This is a genomic window from Streptomyces sp. NPDC102437, from assembly GCF_044765565.1.
In the GTDB taxonomy this organism is placed as follows: domain Bacteria; phylum Actinomycetota; class Actinomycetes; order Streptomycetales; family Streptomycetaceae; genus Streptomyces.
In genome coordinates, this window is record NZ_JBIWKI010000015.1 from 1 (window position 1) to 19,539 (window position 19,539).

Below are 19,539 nucleotides of genomic sequence, written 5' to 3' on the forward strand. Positions count from 1 at the left end.
GAAAGGCCCGTCATATGCGAGGTGAAGATGCTCCGGAGCGATCGGCATGAGCCGACTCTAGCTAAACCCCGTGTCTCAGATGTGATTACGACCGAAAGCCTCAGCATGCGGTTCCCCCGGGTGACCGCGCTTGACCGGCTCTCCTTGGACATCGGCCCCGGTGTGACCGGCCTGGTGGGTTCCAACGGAGCCGGCAAGTCCACATTGATCAAGATCCTGCTGGGTCTGTCCCCCGCCACCGAAGGCCGGGCCTCGGTGCTCGGGCTCGACGTCGCCACCAGTGGCGCCGCCATCCGGGAACGGGTCGGCTACATGCCCGAGCACGACTGCCTGCCACCGGACGTCTCGGCCACCGAGTTCGTCGTCCACATGGCACGGATGTCCGGACTGCCGCCGACGGCGGCCCGTGAGCGCACTGCCGACATGCTCCGGCACGTGGGCCTGTACGAGGAGCGCTACCGCCCCATCGGCGGCTACTCGACCGGCATGAAGCAGCGGGTGAAGCTGGCGCAGGCGCTGGTCCACGACCCGCAGCTGGTCCTGCTCGACGAGCCGACCAACGGCCTCGACCCGGTCGGTCGCGACGAGATGCTCGGACTGATCCGCCGCGTCCACACGGACTTCGGCATCTCGGTCCTGGTCACCTCGCACCTCCTGGGCGAGCTGGAACGCACCTGCGACCACGTCGTCGTCATCGACGGCGGCAAGCTCCTGCGCTCCAGCTCCACCAGCGACTTCACCCAGACCACCGCGACCCTCGCGGTCGAGGTCACCGACAGCGACGCCCACCCGGACGGCACCGACGCGTTGCGTCAGGTCCTGACCCGGGCCGGCGTGAAGTTCATCGGCCAGGACGGTCTCGACGCGCAGGGACTGCCCGGTGCGGGCCACATCCTGCTGGTCGAGGCGGTCGGCGAGGAGACGTACGACATCGTGCGCGACAGCGTCGCCGGGCTCGGACTCGGCCTCGTGCGGATGGAGCAGCGGCGCCACCACATCGCCGAGGTCTTCCGTGCCGAAGGGACGCCTGCGTCCGCGTCCGCACTCGCGACCGCCGGAGCCGTTCACCAGCCCGCCGCACAGCAGAAGGGGAGCGGTCGCGATGAGCACTGAGACCGGGACCGTGGCCGGGAGCGATACCTCCCGCATCCACAACATCGGGTACCGCTCCTACGACGGCCCACGGCTGGGCCGCGGCTATGCGCGGCGCTCGCTCTACTCGCAGTCGCTGCGCGGTGCGTTCGGACTCGGCCGTTCCGCCAAGTCCAAGGTGCTGCCGATGCTGCTCTTCGGCGTGATGTGCCTGATCGCGGCGATCATCGACGCCGTCGCCATCGCCAACCCGACGGCGACCGCCCTGCCGGTCAAGTACACCGCGTTCGCGATCTATCTCCAGGCCGTGATCGGCCTCTTCCTCGCCGCACAGGCGCCCCAGTCGGTCTCCAGGGACCTGCGCTTCAAGAGCGTGCCGCTGTACTTCTCGCGGCCGATCGAACGGGTCGACTACGTCGTGGCCAAGCTGGCCGCCATGGCTTCCGCGCTCTTCATCCTCACCGGCGCGCCGCTCGTCATCCTCTATGCGGGCGCGCTGCTCGGGAAGTTCGACTTCGCCGACCAGACCAAGGGATTCGGGCAGGGGCTGGTTTCGGTGGGGCTGCTCTCCGTGCTCTTCGCCGCGCTGGGCCTGGTGATGGCCGCGCTGACACCGCGCCGCGGCTTCGGCGTCGCCGCGGTGATCGCCGTGCTGACCATCACCTACGGTGCGGTCTCCACGGTCCAGGCCATTGCCTGGCAGACGGGCTCCACCGGGGCCGTCGAGTGGCTGGGGCTCTTCTCCCCCATCACGCTGATCGGCGGCGTGCAGACCGCGTTCCTCGGAGCAAGCTCGGCCTTCCCCGGCGGGTCGGCCCCGGACGCCGGGGTCGGCGTGGTCTATCTGATCGTTGTTCTCGCGCTCGTCGCCGGCTCGTACGCCGTACTGATGCGCCGCTACCGGAGGGTCGGGCTGTGACCACCATCGAGATCGACCACACCTCGCGCTGGTTCGGCAATGTGGTCGCCGTCAACGACGTGAGCATGACGGTGGGACCGGGCGTCACCGGGCTGCTCGGGCCGAACGGCGCGGGAAAGTCCACGCTGATCAACATGATGGCCGGATTTCTTGCTCCGTCGACCGGCACGGTCATGCTGGACGGCAGGCCGATCTGGCGGAACGAAGCCGTGTACAAGGAGATCGGCATCGTGCCGGAGCGGGAGGCCATGTACGACTTCCTGACCGGCCGCGAGTTCGTCGTCGCCAACGCGGAGCTCCAGGGGCTCGGCGACGCGGAGGCGCAAAAAGCGCTGGCCACGGTCGAGATGGAGTACGCGCAGGACCGCAAGATCTCGACGTACAGCAAGGGCATGCGCCAGCGCGTGAAGATGGCGTCCGCCCTGGTCCACGAGCCTTCGGTGCTGCTGCTCGACGAGCCGTTCAACGGCATGGACCCGCGCCAGCGGATGCAGCTGATGGAACTGCTGCGACGGACGGGGGCAGAGGGCCGTACGGTGCTCTTCTCCTCCCACATCCTCGAAGAGGTCGAGCAACTCGCCTCCCACATCGAGGTGATCGTGGCCGGACGGCACGCGGCGTCCGGCGACTTCCGCAAGATCCGCCGGCTGATGACGGACCGCCCGCACCGCTATCTCGTACGTTCCAGCGACGACCGCGCCCTCGCCGCCGCGCTGATCGCCGACCCGTCTACGGCCGGTATCGAGGTGGACCTGGGCGAACGGGCCCTGCGGATCCAGGCGGTCGACTTCGGACGCTTCACCGAGCTGCTGCCGAAGGTCGCGCGGGAGCACGGGATCCGTCTGCTGACCGTTTCGCCGTCCGACGAGTCCCTCGAATCGGTCTTTTCCTATCTCGTAGCGGCCTGAGTAGTGGCCTGAAAGGAGCTGTGAATCGTCATGTACGACCCCACAGTCGCCCGGCTCACCTACCGGGCCCTGCTCGGCCGGCGCCGGGCCGCCATCCTGTTCGTCCTGCCGGTGCTGCTGGTGGCCATCGCCGTGGCGGTACGGACGTTCGCCGGGTCCGACGACCAGGTGGCCTCGGACGTGCTGGGCGGCTTCGCCATCGCCACGATGGTGCCGCTGATCGGCGTGATCGCCGGAACCGGGGCCATCGGCCCCGAGATCGACGACGGATCCATCGTCTACCTGCTGTCCAAGCCGGTGAAGCGGCCGACGATCATCTTCACCAAGTTGATCGTGGCCATCGCCGTGACCATGGTCTTCTCCGCGCTGCCGACGATGATCGCGGGCCTGATCCTCAACGGCAACGGCCAGCAGATCGCGGTGGCCTACACCATCGCGGCGCTGGTCGCCTCGATCGCGTACAGCGCGCTGTTCCTGCTGCTGGGCACCGTCAGCCGGCACGCGGTCGTCTTCGGCCTCGTCTACGCGCTGGTGTGGGAGGCCCTGTTCGGTTCCCTGGTGCCGGGGGCGCGCACGCTCAGCGTCCAGCAGTGGTCCCTGGCTGTCGCTGAGAAGGTCGGCGGTTCGGGCGCGATCACCTCCGACGTCGGGCTGACGACCGCGACGGTCCTGCTGGCGGCGGTCACGGTCGTCGCGACCTGGTACGCGGGCCAGAAACTGCGCACGCTGAAGCTGGCCGGCGAGGAGTGACTCGCCCCACCCGTCAACCCCCGCCTTCCGGGCGGGGGTTGACGCATTTCGGACAGTCGTACGCGTAACTGTACGGTTATCGGTTCGTTGGGCAGGCTGCGTGGAGGCAACTGGAATCCGTGGCGTCGTGGCTTACGTGAGAACAGGGATTGCCGATGCCGGCGAGGCAGTGCCCGTCGGATCGGTCATTGAGTGAGTGGCAACCGTGAGCGTCCTCCGCCCCTCAGGCCCGGGACAGGGCTGCCCGTCGACGGTTTCGCGAATCGTCGTTCCTTGATCGGAAGGCCTGCCCATGCCCACAGAAGTCGCCCTGCTCGAATCGCGCGCGCTGCGCGTGGAGCAGATGGAGCGCGTCGATGTACTCGACAAGGTAAAGGGCCTTGTCATGCTCCCGGACGGAATTCACCTTCGCGCAGAGGAGGTGGCTCGGTACTTCGAAGTATCCACAGCCGCTGTGAAGAGGCTCACCGATCGGCACCAGGTCGAGCTGATGCAGAACGGGATGCGTGTTCTGCGCGGCGCTGACCTGCGCTCCTTCCATGGCGACATGTTGTCGCTATGGGGCGGGGAGGTGCCGGAAAGTTATCCACAGGCGGCGACCCAGCTCAGGGTCTACACCCGCAGGACCGTCCTCAACGTCGCGATGCTTCTTCGCGACAGCGACATCGCCCGATGCGTCCGTACGTATCTGCTCGACGCCGAGCAGGACCTGCGGGCGGGCTACGCCTCGCTCGAACACCGCGTCACCCGGGTGGAGAGCTGCCTGGCCGGAGTCGGTACCGCGCTCCAGGAACTCGGGCCCGTCCTCAACCGGATGTCGCACCGGCTCGACAGCCTCGACCGGCGGCTGGACGTCACCCATCAAGTCGTCGGCGCCATGAGCGTGCGGCTGGGCCACATGTCCGAGGACATCGTCCGTATCGACGGCAGGATGGACGAACTCGCCCGCAACCTGAAGGATCTGAGCCGCCGCAGCAACAAGCAGCGTTGATCCGGCAGGAGTTCGCGGCCCTTCCCTACCCGGAAAACGGGTGGTGTCGAAGGGCCGTACCCGGCACAGTGGTTGGTACCGCACACGCCGCCACGAACGGCACATGCCACATGAACGGCACACGCGGTCAGAGAGCACTACGCCGACAAGCACGTCACAGGCCGGGAGAGGAGCGCGACGATGACCGAGAGTCCGAGTCCGTCGAGTTCCCCGCAGGGCGGACCCGAGCCGGCGCCGGAGTAGTCGCCGACGACTCCGCCGCGCCGCTGGGAGCAGAACGCCCGGGGCGGCCTTGTCTGCGCATCGCGCGGCCGCCCACCCGGAGGATTGGCCGAGTGGTAAGGCAGCGGCTTGCTAAGCCGTCGTCGGGGCTGCGAACCCCGCGCGCGTTCGATCCGCGCATCCTCCGCCGCAGCAGGGCCGCGCACTCGCGCGCGACCCTGAGCCCGTACCCGCACCCGTACGCGAAGCCTGCGCCCGCACACCTACGACTGGAGCAGGCGTTCCAGGACGACGGCGATGCCGTCGTCCTCGTTGGACGCGGTGATCTCCTGGGCCACGGCCTTCAGGTCCTCGTGCGCGTTGGCCATCGCCACGCCACGCCGCGCCCACGCGAACATCGGGATGTCGTTCGGCATGTCGCCGAAGGCCAGGGTGTCCGCGGCCTTCACGCCCAGCCGGCGCGCGGCCAGCGAGAGCCCGGTCGCCTTGCTCAGCCCCAGCGGCAGGATCTCCACCACTCCCGGACCGGCCATGACCACGTCCACGAGGTTGCCGACGGCCGCGCGTGCGGCCTTCGCCAGCTCGTCGTCGTCCAGCTCGGGATGTTGTATGTAGACCTTGTTAAGGGGCGCGGACCACAGCTCGGCGGGGTCCTTCACGAAGACCGCCGGAAGCGGCCCTTCCTGTACCCGGTAGCCGGGACCGACCATGACTTCGCCGTCGAGCCCGTCACGGCTCGCCGCCAGTGCCAGCGGACCGACCTCGGCCTCGACCTTGGACAGCGCGAGCCCGGCGAGCTGCCGGTCCAGCGTCAGCGAGGTCAGCAGCTTGCGTTCGCCCGCGTGGTAGACCTGCGCGCCCTGGCCGCAGACGGCGAGACCCTCGTAGCCGAGGTCGTCCAGGATGTGACGCGTCCAGGGGACCGCGCGGCCGGTGACGATGATGTGCGCGGCACCGGCCGCGGCGACCGCGGCCAGTGCCTCACGGGTGCGCCCGGAGACCGTGTCGTCGTCACGCAGCAGCGTGCCGTCGAGATCGGTCGCGACGAGCTTGTACGGGAAGGTCACTTGGCGACCGGCTCCAGGATCTCGCGCCCGCCCAGATACGGCCGGAGCACCTCGGGCACCCGGACCGAGCCGTCGGCCAGCTGGTGGTTCTCCAGGATCGCCACGATCGTGCGCGGTACGGCGCAGAGCGTGCCGTTCAGCGTGGCGAGCGGCTGGAGGACCTTCTTGCCGTCGCGGGTGTCGCGCATCCGGACGGACAGGCGGCGGGCCTGGAAGCCGTTGCAGTTCGACGCTGACGTCAGCTCGCGGTACTTGCCCTGCGTCGGGATCCACGCCTCGCAGTCGAACTTCCGGGAGGCCGAGGCGCCCAGGTCGCCGGTGGCGACGTCGATCACCTGGAAGGGCAGCTCAAGAGCGGTGAGCCACTGCTTCTCCCAGTCGAGGAGCCTGCGGTGCTCCGCCTCGGCGTCCTCCGGGTCGACGTACGAGAACATCTCGACCTTGTCGAACTGGTGCACCCGGAAGATGCCCCGGGTGTCCTTGCCGTACGTACCGGCCTCGCGGCGATAGCACGGCGAGAAGCCCGCGTAGCGCAGCGGCAGCTTCTCGGCGTCGATGATCTCGTCCATGTGGTACGCGGCGAGCGGGACCTCGGAGGTGCCGACCAGGTAGTAGTCGTCCTTCTCCAGGTGGTACACGTTCTCCGCGGCCTGGCCGAGGAATCCGGTGCCTTCCATGGCGCGCGGACGGACCAGCGCCGGCGTCAGCATCGGTACGAAACCGGCCTCGGTGGCCTGCGCGATCGCGGCGTTGACGAGGGCGAGTTCCAGCAGCGCGCCGACGCCCGTCAGGTAGTAGAAGCGCGAACCGGAGACCTTGGCGCCACGCTCCATGTCGATGGCGCCGAGCTTCTCGCCGAGCTCCAGGTGGTCCTTGGGCTCGAAGCCCTCGGCTCCGAAGTTGCGGACCGTGCCGTGCGTCTCCAGTACGACGAAGTCTTCTTCGCCGCCGACCGGCACGTCCTCGTGGACGATGTTGCCGATCTTGAGCATCAGGCTCTTGGCCTCGGCATCGGCCTCGTCCTGTGCCGCGTCGGCGGCCTTGACGTCGGCCTTCAGCTGCTCGGCCTTCTTGAGCAGCTCGGCGCGCTCGTCGGGCGAGGCCTTGGGGATGAGTTTGCCGAGCGCTTTCTGCTCGGAGCGGAGTTCGTCGAAGCGGACACCGGACGACCTGCGCCGCTCGTCGGCGGAGAGAAGGGCGTCGACGAGTTCGACGTCCTCTCCACGGGCGCGCTGGGAGGCGCGAACACGGTCGGGGTCCTCACGGAGCAGGCGAAGGTCAATCACCCCTCCAGGCTACCGGCCTGTACTTGCCCTGCTCGAACCGATATTGCCGAGCGTGTCACTTTGCCCTAATTGCCTGAATTGGTAATGCTGGGGGAGATTGTGCGGCTGAAGTCGATCTCGGCCGTCAATAAAAAGAGCCTACTCCCCTAAATGGGGCAGAAGGCTTCACTCGTCTTGACGTATCCCCCTTGCCTGGAAGGGCAGTTGATCGTTGCTTGTCCACAGGTTCCCGGCCTTCCGAAAGTTATCCACAGGCTGTGAGGAAGGTCTGTGGATGCCGGAGGTTGGCATTCCGGAAGCTGTGTGATGGCTCGCGGATTCCCCGTTCAAACCCACTTCAGACGCTCGTTCGGGTGGGAATTCCCCCTTCTGATGAGTTGATCAACGGAATTGAGGCGACAGGGGCTGACACGGGGTGACCCTGATGGTTCGGCGGCCTGTGGATGCATCTGGGGCGATCGGGGCAATATGTCGACCATGCCGCATTGAGGTGTCGACTTGTCCCCAGGTCGAGAACCGTCCCTGTGGATAACTTTGTGGATGCCGAAAATCGGCAGATAGCACCGGGGGTGGAGGCGCGCCGAGGCCTGGGAGCGTGCGGTGGGCCCGGTCTCCCCGGTCTCGTCCGTCAGCCCGTTCGTCAGCTCCGGCCCTCAGCGTCGGCCGTCGGCCCCGGCCGTCAGCCCCGGCCGTCGAGGTTTCTTGCCAGCCAGTCGGAGGCCTCCGTGAATTCCGTGTCCGAGGTCCCCGCCCGCAACGGCCGTACGTCCTGCACCGCCACACCGGCCCGCGGGTACGAACCCAGGAACCGCACCTTCGGGCAGATCCGCTTCAGCCCCATCAGCGCCTCCCCGACCCGGCGGTCCGCGATGTGCCCCTCGGCGTCCACCGCGAAGCAGTAGTTCCCGATGCCCGCCCCCGTCGGCCGCGACTGGATCAGCATCAGGTTCACCCCGCGCACCGCGAACTCCTGGAGCAGTTCGAGCAGCGCACCGGGGTGGTCCTCGCCCAGCCAGATGACCACCGATGTCTTGTCCGCGCCCGTCGGCGCCGCCGGCCGGGCCGGGCGGCCCACCAGGACGAAGCGGGTCTGCGCGTTCTCCGCGTCGTGGATCTCGGTCACCAGCGGTTCCAGACCGTAGGTCGCCGCCGCGAACTCACCGGCGAAGGCGGCGTCGTACCGGCCTTCCTGTACCAGCCGGGCACCGTCCGCGTTGGACGCCGCCGACTCCCACACGGCGTCCGGGAGATGGGCGGCCATCCAGTTGCGCACCTGCGGCTGGGCGGCCGGGTGCGCGGTGACCGACTTGATGTCGGACAGCTTGGTACCTGGCCGCACCAGCAGGGCGAAGGTGATGGAGAGCAGCACCTCGCGGTAGATCATCAGCGGTTCGCCGGTGGTCAGCTCGTCGAGCGTCGCGGTGATGCCGCCCTCGACGGAGTTCTCGATCGGTACGAGCGCCGCCGCGGCGGCCCCGCTGCGTACCGCGTCCAGGGCCGCCGGTACGGAGACCATGGGGACGAGTTCGCGGGTGGCGGCTTCCGGGAGCGTACGGAGGGCAACCTCGGTGAAGGTGCCTTCGGGGCCGAGATATGCGTAGCGCGTGGCGGACATACCGTCACCCTAATGCGCCCCGGTGGCTCAGGACTCCAGCAGTCGCTGCCCCACGTACTCGCCGTCCGCCGCACCGCCCGGCACCGCGAACAGGCCGCTCGCCTCGTGCCGGATGAACGGCGACAGGGCGTCGCCCCGGTCCAGCTTCCGCTGCACCGGGACGAACCCGCGCAGCGGATCCGCCTGCCAGCAGATGAAGAGCAGACCGGCGTCCGGAGTGCCGTCCGCCGAGATGCCGTCGTGGTACGAGAAGGGGCGCCGCAGCATGGCCGCGCCGCTGTTCTTCTCGGGTGTGGAGATCCGGGCATGGGCGTTCTCCGGGATCAGGAGCTTGCCGTCGGGGCCCGCCCGGTCGAGGTCCATGGCGCTGGTCTCGGTGCCGCCGCTCAGCGGGGCGCCGTCCTTCTTCCGGCGCCCTATGACCTGCTCCTGCCGCTCCACCGGGAGTTTCTCCCAGTCGTCGAGCAGCATCCTGATCCGGCGCACGACCACGTACGAGCCGCCCGCGAGCCAGTCGTACTTCGCATCGCTTCCGTCCCGGGCGGCCGGGACGAAGATGCGGCGGTCGAAGTCGCTGTCGGCCGGTTTCGGGTTGTTGGTGCCGTCGACCTGGCCCATCAGATTGCGGGCGGTCATCGGCCGGGCCGTGGCACCGGGGGCGCGGTTGAAGCCGTTCATCTGCCAGCGGACCCTGGCGGCCGGGGCGGCCTCCTTCTGCACGGCCCGCAGTGCGTGGAAGGCGACCAGGGCGTCGTCCGCGCCGATCTGGACCCAGAGGTCACCGTTGGAGCGCGCGGTGTCGATGTGGTCGGAGGAGAAGGGCGGCAGCGGGTCGAGCCCCGGCGGGCGGCGGTCGGTCAGGCCCGTGCGTTCGAAGAAGGTCCGGCCGAAGCCGAAGGTGACGGTCAGCGAGGACGGTCCGGCGTCCAGCGCGATCCCGGTGTCGTGGTCCGGTCCGTCCGCCGCGCCGTTCCCGGCGGGCTCGCCGGCCATCAGGCGTTCGGCCGTCGCCGACCACCGGCGCATCAGGGCGGCGGCCTCCTTCCGGCCGGCACCGGGCACCAGGTCGAAGGCGACGAGATGGCCGCTCGCCTGAAGCGGAGTGGTGATCCCCGGTTGATGTTTCCCGTGAAACATCACCTGGGTGGAGCCGACCGCGGTCAGTGCGGTGGGTTCGTCGGGGCGGGTCGCGGCATAGCCGGTGGCACCGCCTGCCGCGCCCAGCACCAGCCCGGCCGCACCGGCCGCGCCCGCGCTGCCGATCAGCCGACGCCGGGAGATGCCACCGTCGGTACGGGCAATCTCGCCGCGGGCGCCGCCGTCACGGGCTCCGTCGTCACCGGCGCCGCCGTTCACGCCGCGGGATGCTTTCCTGCTGTTGTCTACGCTCACGATCCTGCTCAGCCGATCTTCACGTTCTTGTCGATGGACGTCTGATCGATGTCCGACGTACGGACGGTCACGGCGACATTCCAGTTGCCCGCCATCGGGATCTGGACGTCGCCGGCGGTCCAGTGGCCCTCGGTCAGCCGGGCGGGGACGACGGGGAGCGGGCCGATGTCCTTGGACTTCAGGGTGAGGGCGACCTTCACCTCGGGGACGTCCATGGGCTTCCCGTCGCTGTCGTCGATCCAGAGGTGGAGCTCATTGGCGCCGGTACCGGCCGGAGTGATCTCCATCCGCGCCGTTCCCTTGCCATTGGCGCCGCCCGTGTCGAAGGGCAGCTTCATCTCGACCGGGCCCGCGGCCGCCGGGGCGGCCGCCGAAGTCGATGCGCGGGCCGCCTCTTCCTCGGTACGCGCCGGCTCGGTCGAGGTCAGCACGGTCGTCACCGTCAGCAGCGCCACGGCGACGCCCACTTCGGCCAGCACCGACCGGCGCAGCCCCGACCGGTCGGGGTCGGCGTCGCGGATCCGCTTCTTCTCGGCGGTGGCCACGGCGGCCTGCTGCCGGGCGAGCTGAGCCGCCCGCGCGGGGTCCTCGGCCGTGGCCCCAGAAGCGCTCGTGGTCCCAGAAGCGCCCGTGGCCCCGGAAGCGTCCGCGGTTCCGGAGGCGTCCGGGGCCGTGCTTTCGGACGCCTGGGCCGGAGCGGACTTCTCGGCCTCCGTCGCCTCCGCCGCCGGGCCGCCCCCGCCCGTGATCAGGCGGGCCGTCCACCGCCGCGAGATCCAGGCGATCCCGACGAGGAGGGCGACGAGCCCCACCTTCACGAGCAGCAGCTGCCCGTATGCGGTGTCGGTGAGCGCGGACCAGGTACCGACCTGGCGCCAGGACTGGTAGATCCCGGTCGCCGTGAGCACGATGACGCTGCCGAACGCGATGCGGGAGAAGCGTCGTACGGCCGCCGCACCGATGTCGGGGGTCCGGTAGAGCGCGACCAGCAGGGTCGTGAGACCGCCGAGCCAGGCTGCGACGGCCAGCAGGTGGAGCACATCGACCGGCATGGCGATGCCGGGCTGGAGCCCGGTCGAGGCGTGCTCGGCGAGCGCCCACGTACCGGCGATCCCGGCAGCGATCACCGTGCCGCCGATGGCCAGACCGAAGGTGAGGTCCCTCTTCTCGCGCTCGTCCTCGCGCTTGGCGTAGGCGCCGAAGAGCACGGCGATGAAGAGCGCGGAGGCGCCGAGCAGCAGCAGCCGGGAGACGAGTGCGGCGCCGGGCTTGGTGTCGAGCACGGCCTTCAGGCCGTCGAGGTCGAAGGCGTCCGCGAGCTTCCCGGACCCGGTGTACGGGTTGCGCAGGAGCAGCATCGCCAGGGTGGCGACGGTGAGGGTCATCCAGCCGCGTACGACCAGGCGCTGCAACGGCCGGGCCCCCGCACCGCGTTGCCAGCAGGCCAGCACGAAGGCGGAGCCGCCGGCCAGCAGGATGAAGCCGGCGTACGCGGCGTAGCGCGCGATGCCGTAGAGGGTGCCGACGAGGCCGCCCCCGGCCTGGTTCGTCGGGAGCGCCACGGTGGTCTTGGAGGGGGCTCCGACGGAGAAGGTGAAGGCGCCGGACACGGGGTGGCTGTCCGCGGACACGGCCTGCCAGGCGACGGTGTACGTGCCGTCGGGCAGTCCGGCGTGCAGCGAGACGCCGTACTTCGCGAGGGAACCGCCCCCCAGATCGCGCGGGACGGCAGCGGTGTCGGCGCGTTTGCCGTCGGGGTCCAGGATCCGGATGGAGTCCTCGTCGACGGCGACCTGCTCGGAGAAGGTGAGCGTGACCTCCTTGGGGGCGGTGGCGACCACCGCCCCGTCCTTCGGATCGCTCCCGGTCAGTGCGGCATGCGCGGACGCGGGACCCGCGCCTCCCAGCAACAGGGCGAACACCATGCCGACGAGGGCGGCGAGGAGCGCGGCCGCGGCCAGTGGCCGGCGCATCGCGGGGGTGGACGGGGTCGGTCCGAAGTGCGGGGCGGTGGCTGTCATGACGAGTCAGTCCCTCATGGCTTCTTCGGGTTGTAGGTGGTCTCCTTCACGGGAAGGGTGACCTTTATCGGGTCGGCCTTCTCGAAGTGCAGCTCCACGGACACCTTGTCGCCCTGCTCGGGCCGCTGCTTGAGTTTCATGAACATGATGTGGTTTCCGCCGCGCTGCAGATCCAGCTCACCGCCCGCGGGCACGTCGAAGGACGTCACCATGCGCATGGTCTGGTTCTTCGTCTCGTGGATCGTGATGTCGTCGGAGAGCGAGCTGGTGACCGAGGTGAGCCGGTCGGACGCCCCGCCGCTGTTCTTCACGACGAGGAATCCGGCCGCCATGTCGCTGACGGGCTGCGGCATGAACGCGCCGGTCACCTTCAGCTCCGGCTTGCCGTCCGAGGACGAGCAACCCGCCAGCGTCAGCCCCGCGGTGAGGGCGGCGACGGAGACGAGGGCAGTGCGGCGGTTCACGGGGTCTCCCCCTTGACGATCTTGGGGAGGTCCTTGGTGTAGTCGTCGGGCGAGGTGTCCTCGCTGTAGACGAGATAGCCCTTGTCGGTCTTCGGCGAGAACGCGATGACCTGGGACCCGTGCATCGAGACGACCGTGCCCTTCTCCTTCTTCGGTGCGTCGATGCCGATGCCGATCTGGCGTGCGCCCGCCTGGATGGCCGGGAAGTCGCCGGTGAGGCCGACGAAGGAGGCGTCCTGGGACTTGAGCCAGGTGCCGAGCGAGGACGGGGTGTCCCGCTCGGGGTCGGTGGTCACGAAGACGACCTGGAGCTTGTCCTGGTCGGCCTTGGGCAGCGCCTTCTTGGCGATGGCGATGTTGCTCATGATGAGCGGGCAGACATCGGGGCAGTTGGTGTAGCCGAAGTAGATCAGTGTCGGCTTGCCCTTGGTCTGCTCACGGAGGTCGTACTTCTTGCCGTGGGTGTCGGTGAGGACGAGGTTCGGCTTGGTGAACGGCTGGTCCAGGACGGTCGCGGCCTTGGTCTTGGCCTCGACCGATACGTCGGCGATGGGCTTCTTGGCGTTGTCGTCGTTGCTGCCGCAGGCGGACAGGGTGAGCGCGGCCGCGGCGACGAACGCCGCGGCCAGCACCGTTTTCTTAGTCATGGAGCACTGGTTCCTGAGGGTCGGTGTTACGGGTGGTGCGGTGGATCAGGCGGCGCGGCGGCGGCCGGCGAGGACTCCGAAGGCCACTCCCGCCACGCCGATGACGATGCCGACGATGCCGAGGACACGGGCCGTGGTGTCGCTGCCGGACGCGTCCGAAGCGGCCGTCGTCTCCTTGTCCGCCGCCTGAGCACCGGCGTCGGCGCTCTTGGCGCCGGCGGCCGCACCGTGCTCGCCGGTGGCGGGTGCGGTCAGGGCGAGGACCGGCGCCGGGCTCTCGGGCTCCTCGGCGCCCTTCTTCTGCTCCTCGATCCAGCGAACGACTTCCTTGTTGTCGTACGTCTGGATGGCCTTGAACACCAGCTGGTCGGCGTCCTCGGGGAGCTGGCCGATGGAGAGCGGGAACTGCTGGAACCGGCCGGGGCGGATGCCGCGCTCGTCCTTGTCGCCCGTGGCGGTCCAGGTGACCTTGGAGACGGCCTCGTTGATCTTCTGGCCGTGCATCTCCATCGGCTTGGCCAGCTTGCTCCTGGTGACCTCGATGTCCCAGCCGGGGACGGCCTGCGGCTGGACGGAGGCCAGCGGGTGGTCGGTCGGGAAGTTGACCTCGACCTTGGTCGTCGCGGCGTCGTCGCGCTCGTTGGGGACCTTGAAGTTGACGGTGGCGTAACCGCCCTTGGCGGCTTCGCCCTGCGGCTGCACGCTGACGTGCGCGGAGGCGGTCCCGGCGAGAATCAGGACGGTGGACGCGGCGACGCCGCCGGCGAGGGCGATGCGGGAAACGTTCATGGCAGTTATCACTCCACGGAAGCACGAAGGAAGGTGGTGCGGCGCGCGGGTGCGCGCCGGCATCACGACACCTCTCCCCTCCGAACGGCGGGCATGCGCCGACCGGGTACGGAACCGAGCGGTCCGTGTGCCGGGTGGAGGTGTCGCGTCAGGCTGCGAGTGCGTACGCGAGTGGCGGACCGCGCCTGATCACCTGGTGCTGCAACGGGTCCCCGGTGGAGGGGGCCGGGGCGTCGACCGCCGTACGGAGGATGCGCGGCCCGGTCGTCGGGCCGCCGGGAAGCCCGGCGCGCAGGGCGTCGACCAGGGCGAGCGCGGCGCGCAGCGCGCGCAGCCGGGCCCCGGCCGCGATCTCCTGGGCGCCGTGCGCGGACAGCCGGACCAGCCTGAACAGGGCGATCTCGCCGCGGCGCAGCAGCCAGCCCGTGGCCACCGCGGCCAGCAAGTGGCCGAGCAGCATGGGCAGGTCGGGCAGCAGGGTGGCGAGCGCGGCCGGATCCGCACCGGACGAGGCGGCCAGGTGCTGATGGCCGCCGCCCGCCACCGCCGCCGGGTCGATGCCCGCGGTGGTGACGATTCGGTGCGCCTCGGCGGCGCTCAGCTGCGCCGGACCGGCCCCGCACACGAGGCTCGCCGCGAACCGGATCAACGAGTCGTCCCCCGCTGCGGTGTTCGCCGGGGTGTTGTGCGTGCCCATGCCGAACAGGGCGTGCAGGGCGATCTGTCCACCCGCCAGCGCGGCGGCGATGGACGGCAGTGAACGCTCGCGTCCGGCGAGCGGTGCCGCCACCGCGGACATCCCCAGGAACCCCGCGAGCAGGGTCCACCAGGGGACGGGCGCACAGGAGGCCAGCGTGTGACCGGCCGCGGACAGCGCGACACAGACCGCGGCGAACACCGCGGTCCTCAGGAGCCGCAGACCGGCTCCGGCGCGTGCGACCGGCATAGACATGGCGGGGTCATCATCGCACCGGGTCCCCGGGTTCCGTACGGCAGGTCCGGAAGGTCGGCTTCCGTCCGATTGGAACGAGCCGGTGGGCACGTACCGGTGGAACGTGCCAAGCGGAACGTTCCACGTGGAACATGCCGGGTGGAGCATGCCGGCCGGATCGGACTCGCGCGGTGTACGGCGGGCATACACGGGCGCACGTGGAGCTGGTATCCGCCGAATGAGCGGTCTCACATCCGGTCTGCGCTTACGAACGACGCTGCGCGGCAATAGGTATCGGTATGTCGAGCCGCAGCCAGGAGGCTGGAGCATGAGCATCTGGTGGTCCCTCCATCTGCGGCGCGAGGCTGCGAGCGTTCCGCTCGCCCGCCGCTTCCTGCTGGGCACCATGGAGACCGCGGGCGTGGACCCGGACATCTCCTTCGACCTGTCGCTCGCACTCAGCGAGGCCTGCGCGAACGCCGTCGAGCACGGCGGTGACCACGGCGTCCATGAGGACCCGGAGGGCCAGGGTGACCGGTTCGGCACCCGGGATCCGTGGGACGTGTGGGACGAGCTGCCCGGCGCCGCCTCGGCGCAATACCGGGTCACCGCCTACCTGGACGGCGAGAAGTGCCGTATCGAGGTGGCCGATTCGGGGCCCGGCTTCCCAGCCCGGGGCCCCCTTCGTACGACGGCGCAGAACTACGAACCCCGGCAGTACCCGCCGCTCGGAGCCGAGGACGGCCGGGGGCTGTGCCTGATCGAGCAGCTCGCCGACCACGTGCACTTCGGCAACCGCCCCGGCCGCGGTGCCGTCGTCAGCTTCGACAAGGTCTTGAAATGGCGGAAGGACGCCCTGCTCATGGTGTCCTGAGCAGGGCGTCCTTCGCCGGGTTCCGCGGCCTTCCGGCCCGGAAGGCCGGGCCGGATGGATCAGCCCCTGAGCCGGGCCATCCACTCCTCGACCTCGTCGGACCGGCGCGGCAGCTTGTCGGAGAGGTTCCGGTTGCCGTCCTCGGTGACGAGGATGTCGTCCTCGATCCGGACGCCGATGCCCCGGTACTCCTCCGGCACGGTCAGGTCGTCGGACTGGAAGTACAGACCGGGTTCGACCGTGAGGCAGACGCCCGGCTCCAGCGTTCCGTCGACGTACGCCTCGGTGCGCGCGGCGGCGCAGTCGTGGACGTCCATGCCGAGCATGTGACCGGTGCCGTGCAGCGTCCAGCGGCGCTGGAGCCCCAGCTCCAGGACCTTGTCCACGGTCAGGTCGCCAAGCAGGCCCCACTCGACGAGCTTCTCGGTGAGCACCCGCTGTGCGGCGTCGTGGAAGTCGCGGTAGGCGGCGCCGGGCTTGACGGCGGCGATGCCCGCCTCCTGCGCCTCGTACACGGCGTCGTAGATCTTCCGCTGCAGCGGCGTGAACGTGCCGTTGATCGGAAGGGTGCGGGTGACGTCGGCGGTGTAGAGGTCGTTGGTCTCCACGCCGGCGTCGAGCAGCAGCAGCTCGCCGGAGCGCACCGGTCCGTCGTTGCGCACCCAGTGCAGGGTGGTGGCGTGCGGGCCGGCCGCGCAGATCGAGCCGTAGCCGATGTCGTTGCCCTCGATGCGGGCACGCAGGAAGAAGGTGCCCTCGATGTAGCGTTCGCTCGTCGCCTCGGCCTTGTCGAGGACCTTGACGACGTCCTCGAAGCCGCGCGCGGTGGCGTCGCAGGCCTTCTCCAGCTCGGAGATCTCGAAGGCGTCCTTGACCAGCCGGGCCTCGGACAGGAAGACGCGCAGTTCCTCGTCGCGCTCCGCGGTGACCTTGTCGGTAAGCGCGGCCTCGATGCCGGCGTCGTGGCCGCGGACGCCCCGGACCGGACCGGTGGCCTCGGTCAGTGCGGCGGGGAGCTTGCGCACGTCCTTCGCCGGGACGCCCAGCAGCTGCTCGGCCTCGGCGAGGGAGTGGCGGCGGCCGACCCACAGCTCGCCCTGGCCGTCGAGCCAGAACTCGCCGTTCTCACGGTCGGAGCGCGGCAGCAGATGGATGGTCGCCTCGTGACCGTCCTCCGTCGGCTCCAGCACGAGGACGCCGTCCTGGGTCTGGTCGCCGGTGAGGTACGCGTACTCGGTGGAGGCGCGGAAGGCGTACTCGGTGTCATTGGAGCGGGTCTTCAGGTTGCCCGCGGGAATGACCAGTCGCTCACCGGGGAAGCGCGCGGAGAGCGCGGCGCGGCGGGCGGCCGTGTGTACGGCCTGGGGGATCGGTTCGAGGCCGTGCAGTTCGGTATCGGCCCAACCGGACTTCATGTTCGCGGCGAGTTCATCGGAGACGCCCGGGTACAGGCCGTTCTTCCGCTGCTTGACCGTCTCTTCTTCCTCGGTCTCCGGGTTCTCCGGGGTGAGCTCCTCAGCCACGATTTGTCTCTCCTTGATACGACACTGGACCCCGTCCATCGTACGGGCGTACGGAAGGGGGCACAGGGCCGGAGGACCTGTTACATGGTTGGACCGGGGCAGGCGGACGGGGCGGGGAACCCCGCGAGACCTGGGGTCGCTCAGTCGAAACGCGCGGCCAGTACGACCACGTCCTCGGCACTGTCACCGGGATCGGGAGCGCGGTCGCTGCGGTCGAGCCCGTCCGGCAGCACGGTGCGCAGCACATGGTCGGCGACGGCTCCGGCGTCGTGGCGCATCGCCTTCGGTACGGACGCGGCCGCCGAGTGCAGCCGTGCGAACGCCCGGTCCGTCGAGACGCCGGTGCGGTGCAGCAGCCCGTCGGTGTAGAGCAGTACGGTCTCGCCCGGCGCCGGGACGATCTCCACGCTGGGCGCCTCCCAGCAGGCGAGCATGCCCAGCGGCGCGGAGACCGAGGTCTCGATGAATTCGGTGCGCCGGTCGCCGATCAGGAGAGGCGGGGCGTGGCCCGCGCCGGCCAGCAGGATCCTGCGCTCGGCCGGTTCGCAGTACGCGAACAGCGCCGTCGCCGTACGGGCCGGTTCGGTGAGCCGCAACAGCAGTTCCAGGTCCGAGAGCACGGCGACCGGGTCCTCGCCCTCCATCACCGCGTACGCCCGCAGACCCGCCCGCAGTCGTCCCATGGCGGCCAGGGCACTCGGCCCGGAGCCGTTCACCGAGCCCACCGCGAGACCGAGCGCGTCCTCCGGCAGGGCCAGCGCGTCGTACCAGTCGCCGCCGCCCTGCGCCGCCCTGCGGTGGCGGGCGGCCAGCTGCACGCCGGGGACCTGGGGCAGCCGGCTGGGCAGCAGCTCCTCCATGACGGTCGAGACATCGGCCCTGGCCCGCTCCAGCTCCAGCAGCCTGGCCAGGTGTTCGCCGGCGTGTCCGGCGTAGAGGCCGACGAGATGGCGCTGGCGCTCCAGCGGTTCGGCGGGTTCGTCGTACAGCCAGACGGCGGCACCGAGTCTGCCGGTCGCCTCGGCAGTGATCGGTACGGCGTAGCTGGCGGCGTATCCGAGCCGGGCGGCGACTTCGCGGCGGCGGGGGTCCAGGCCGGGGTCGCCCAGCAGATCGGGGGTGGTCAGTGCTCCTTCGGTATCCGGGAGGCCTTCCAGGATCCGGCCGTAGGAGGTGGCGGTGCGCGGAATCGTCTCGATCTGCCCGAGCTCGGCATGGGCGAGCCCGAGGCCGATGGTGGACACGGGGCCGCGGCGGTCGGACGGTTCGAAGACGACCAGGCCGCGGCGGGCGCCGACCAGGGCTGCCCCGGCATCCAGGAGTTCGTGGAGCGCATCGTCGAGCGTGCTGGTTCTGGCCAGCCGCTCGGTGAGTTCGTGCAACGTGGTGAGGTCGGAGATCCAGCCGGCGAGCCGATCCTGGATGAAGGCCCCGGGGGCGGAGGGCACTTCGGACAGAGACCCGGCAGTGTGCGCTGAAACCGGAACTGTGGGGTCGATTCCAGCCACTTTCGGGAGGTGTGGGGCGCTCATGGCTGCCGACTTTCCGACCAGTGCGTTTCGTCGAATAGCATCGCAAACCCCCATGTCATTCTGCGTCGCTATCAGGGCATCCGCATGTACACGTGCACCACATGTACACGCACAAGTGAGGCGATGTCCAGCATTGTCACCACGGGATTTATGGTGTCAGAGTGGCCGCCAAGTTGGCCAAAAAACGCACCCTTGGGTAACTATTTACGGTCGACTGGGTGTGCTCGAACAGGGGGCGTTCTCAGGGTGAAGTCCCGGAGGAGCGTCATTTCGGGCATGCTGGGTACGTAATCGATGAAGGCCAGGGGCAGTTCTGATCGCCCCGGAACCCGGCAGCGGGCCCGGACGTCCTCTCCAGTGACGGCCACGCACCCACCCCCGAGTGGCGGGGTTTGCACCTTGGTACGGCAGGCGCGACATGCGCGCTGCCACTCGCCGCGCTCGTCCGGACCCCATCGGTCCGGACCTGTCTCGCACCTGCTCGACTCGGCACGGCCCATGCTCGGTACCGACGAC

General features: G+C 69.6%; 17 protein-coding genes and 1 tRNA gene. 7 read left to right on the plus strand and 11 right to left on the minus strand.

Annotated features, from left to right (window positions below; genetic code table 11):
• The first annotated feature begins 105 nt into the window (after nt 1-105).
• From ACIRJP_RS20395 to ACIRJP_RS20420, 6 genes are all read left to right on the plus strand, one after another.
• The gene (locus ACIRJP_RS20395; protein ID WP_404175852.1) at nt 106-1,113 is read left to right on the plus strand and encodes an ABC transporter ATP-binding protein; all 1,008 of its coding nucleotides are present in this window, start codon (nt 106-108) and stop codon (nt 1,111-1,113) included.
• A complete protein-coding gene (locus ACIRJP_RS20400) occupies nt 1,103-2,011 on the plus strand; it encodes an ABC transporter permease (protein ID WP_404175855.1) in 909 nt (302 codons plus the stop codon). The genes ACIRJP_RS20395 and ACIRJP_RS20400 overlap by 11 nt, the downstream gene beginning before the upstream one ends.
• Complete coding sequence (locus tag ACIRJP_RS20405) at nt 2,008-2,919, plus strand: ABC transporter ATP-binding protein (protein ID WP_404175858.1); 912 nt, start codon at nt 2,008-2,010, stop codon at nt 2,917-2,919. The genes ACIRJP_RS20400 and ACIRJP_RS20405 overlap by 4 nt, the downstream gene beginning before the upstream one ends.
• Before the next feature lie 30 nt (nt 2,920-2,949).
• Nucleotides 2,950-3,669, plus strand: a complete 720-nt coding sequence (locus ACIRJP_RS20410) for an ABC transporter permease (protein ID WP_404175861.1) — start codon at nt 2,950-2,952, stop codon at nt 3,667-3,669.
• 292 nt (nt 3,670-3,961) lie between these two features.
• Nucleotides 3,962-4,660 carry a hypothetical protein gene (locus ACIRJP_RS20415; RefSeq protein WP_404175864.1) on the plus strand — a complete coding sequence of 233 codons (699 nt, stop codon included), beginning with the start codon at nt 3,962-3,964 and terminating at the stop codon, nt 4,658-4,660.
• Nucleotides 4,661-4,981: 321 nt separating this feature from the next.
• Nucleotides 4,982-5,069, plus strand: a tRNA-Ser gene (locus ACIRJP_RS20420).
• A 76-nt stretch (nt 5,070-5,145) separates the two neighbouring features.
• On the opposite strand, the gene ACIRJP_RS20425 is transcribed toward ACIRJP_RS20420, so the two are convergent.
• The 9 genes from ACIRJP_RS20425 to ACIRJP_RS20465 all read right to left on the minus strand — a co-directional run bounded on the left by ACIRJP_RS20425 (nt 5,146) and on the right by ACIRJP_RS20465 (nt 15,115).
• Nucleotides 5,146-5,949 (minus strand): HAD family hydrolase, encoded by an 804-nt coding sequence (locus tag ACIRJP_RS20425; protein WP_266731258.1) that lies wholly within the window; start codon nt 5,947-5,949, stop codon nt 5,146-5,148.
• Complete coding sequence (serS, locus tag ACIRJP_RS20430; RefSeq protein ID WP_404175867.1) at nt 5,946-7,235, minus strand: serine--tRNA ligase; 1,290 nt, start codon at nt 7,233-7,235, stop codon at nt 5,946-5,948. Before serS ends, ACIRJP_RS20425 begins: the two co-directional genes overlap by 4 nt.
• A 679-nt stretch (nt 7,236-7,914) precedes the next feature.
• Nucleotides 7,915-8,850: a prephenate dehydratase gene (pheA, locus tag ACIRJP_RS20435; protein WP_404175870.1), complete on the minus strand. Its 936-nt coding sequence runs from the start codon at nt 8,848-8,850 to the stop codon at nt 7,915-7,917.
• A 27-nt stretch (nt 8,851-8,877) separates the two neighbouring features.
• Entirely contained in the window at nt 8,878-10,152 is a 1,275-nt protein-coding gene (gene efeB / locus ACIRJP_RS20440) for an iron uptake transporter deferrochelatase/peroxidase subunit (protein WP_404176272.1), read from the minus strand.
• 98 nt (nt 10,153-10,250) lie between these two features.
• Nucleotides 10,251-12,263 (minus strand): copper resistance CopC/CopD family protein, encoded by a 2,013-nt coding sequence (locus tag ACIRJP_RS20445; protein ID WP_404175873.1) that lies wholly within the window; start codon nt 12,261-12,263, stop codon nt 10,251-10,253.
• Nucleotides 12,264-12,277: 14 nt separating this feature from the next.
• On the minus strand, nt 12,278-12,727 hold the full coding sequence (locus tag ACIRJP_RS20450; protein ID WP_404175876.1) for a copper chaperone PCu(A)C: 450 nt from the start codon (nt 12,725-12,727) through the stop codon (nt 12,278-12,280).
• Nucleotides 12,724-13,374 (minus strand): SCO family protein, encoded by a 651-nt coding sequence (locus tag ACIRJP_RS20455; protein WP_404175879.1) that lies wholly within the window; start codon nt 13,372-13,374, stop codon nt 12,724-12,726. Before ACIRJP_RS20455 ends, ACIRJP_RS20450 begins: the two co-directional genes overlap by 4 nt.
• Before the next feature lie 45 nt (nt 13,375-13,419).
• The gene (locus ACIRJP_RS20460; RefSeq protein WP_404175882.1) at nt 13,420-14,163 is read right to left on the minus strand and encodes a YcnI family protein; all 744 of its coding nucleotides are present in this window, start codon (nt 14,161-14,163) and stop codon (nt 13,420-13,422) included.
• Nucleotides 14,164-14,311: 148 nt separating this feature from the next.
• Complete coding sequence (locus tag ACIRJP_RS20465; protein ID WP_404175884.1) at nt 14,312-15,115, minus strand: hypothetical protein; 804 nt, start codon at nt 15,113-15,115, stop codon at nt 14,312-14,314.
• A gap of 307 nt (nt 15,116-15,422) precedes the next feature.
• Here ACIRJP_RS20465 and ACIRJP_RS20470 point away from each other — a divergent pair, with 307 nt between their 5' ends.
• Nucleotides 15,423-15,968 carry an ATP-binding protein gene (locus tag ACIRJP_RS20470; RefSeq protein WP_404175887.1) on the plus strand — a complete coding sequence of 182 codons (546 nt, stop codon included), beginning with the start codon at nt 15,423-15,425 and terminating at the stop codon, nt 15,966-15,968.
• 59 nt (nt 15,969-16,027) lie between these two features.
• Here the strand turns inward: ACIRJP_RS20470 and ACIRJP_RS20475 are convergent, their stop codons facing one another.
• Nucleotides 16,028-17,491 carry an aminopeptidase P family protein gene (locus ACIRJP_RS20475; protein ID WP_404175890.1) on the minus strand — a complete coding sequence of 488 codons (1,464 nt, stop codon included), beginning with the start codon at nt 17,489-17,491 and terminating at the stop codon, nt 16,028-16,030.
• 140 nt (nt 17,492-17,631) lie between these two features.
• The gene (locus tag ACIRJP_RS20480) at nt 17,632-19,023 is read right to left on the minus strand and encodes a PP2C family protein-serine/threonine phosphatase (protein WP_404175893.1); all 1,392 of its coding nucleotides are present in this window, start codon (nt 19,021-19,023) and stop codon (nt 17,632-17,634) included.
• Nucleotides 19,024-19,539: the final 516 nt, after the last annotated feature.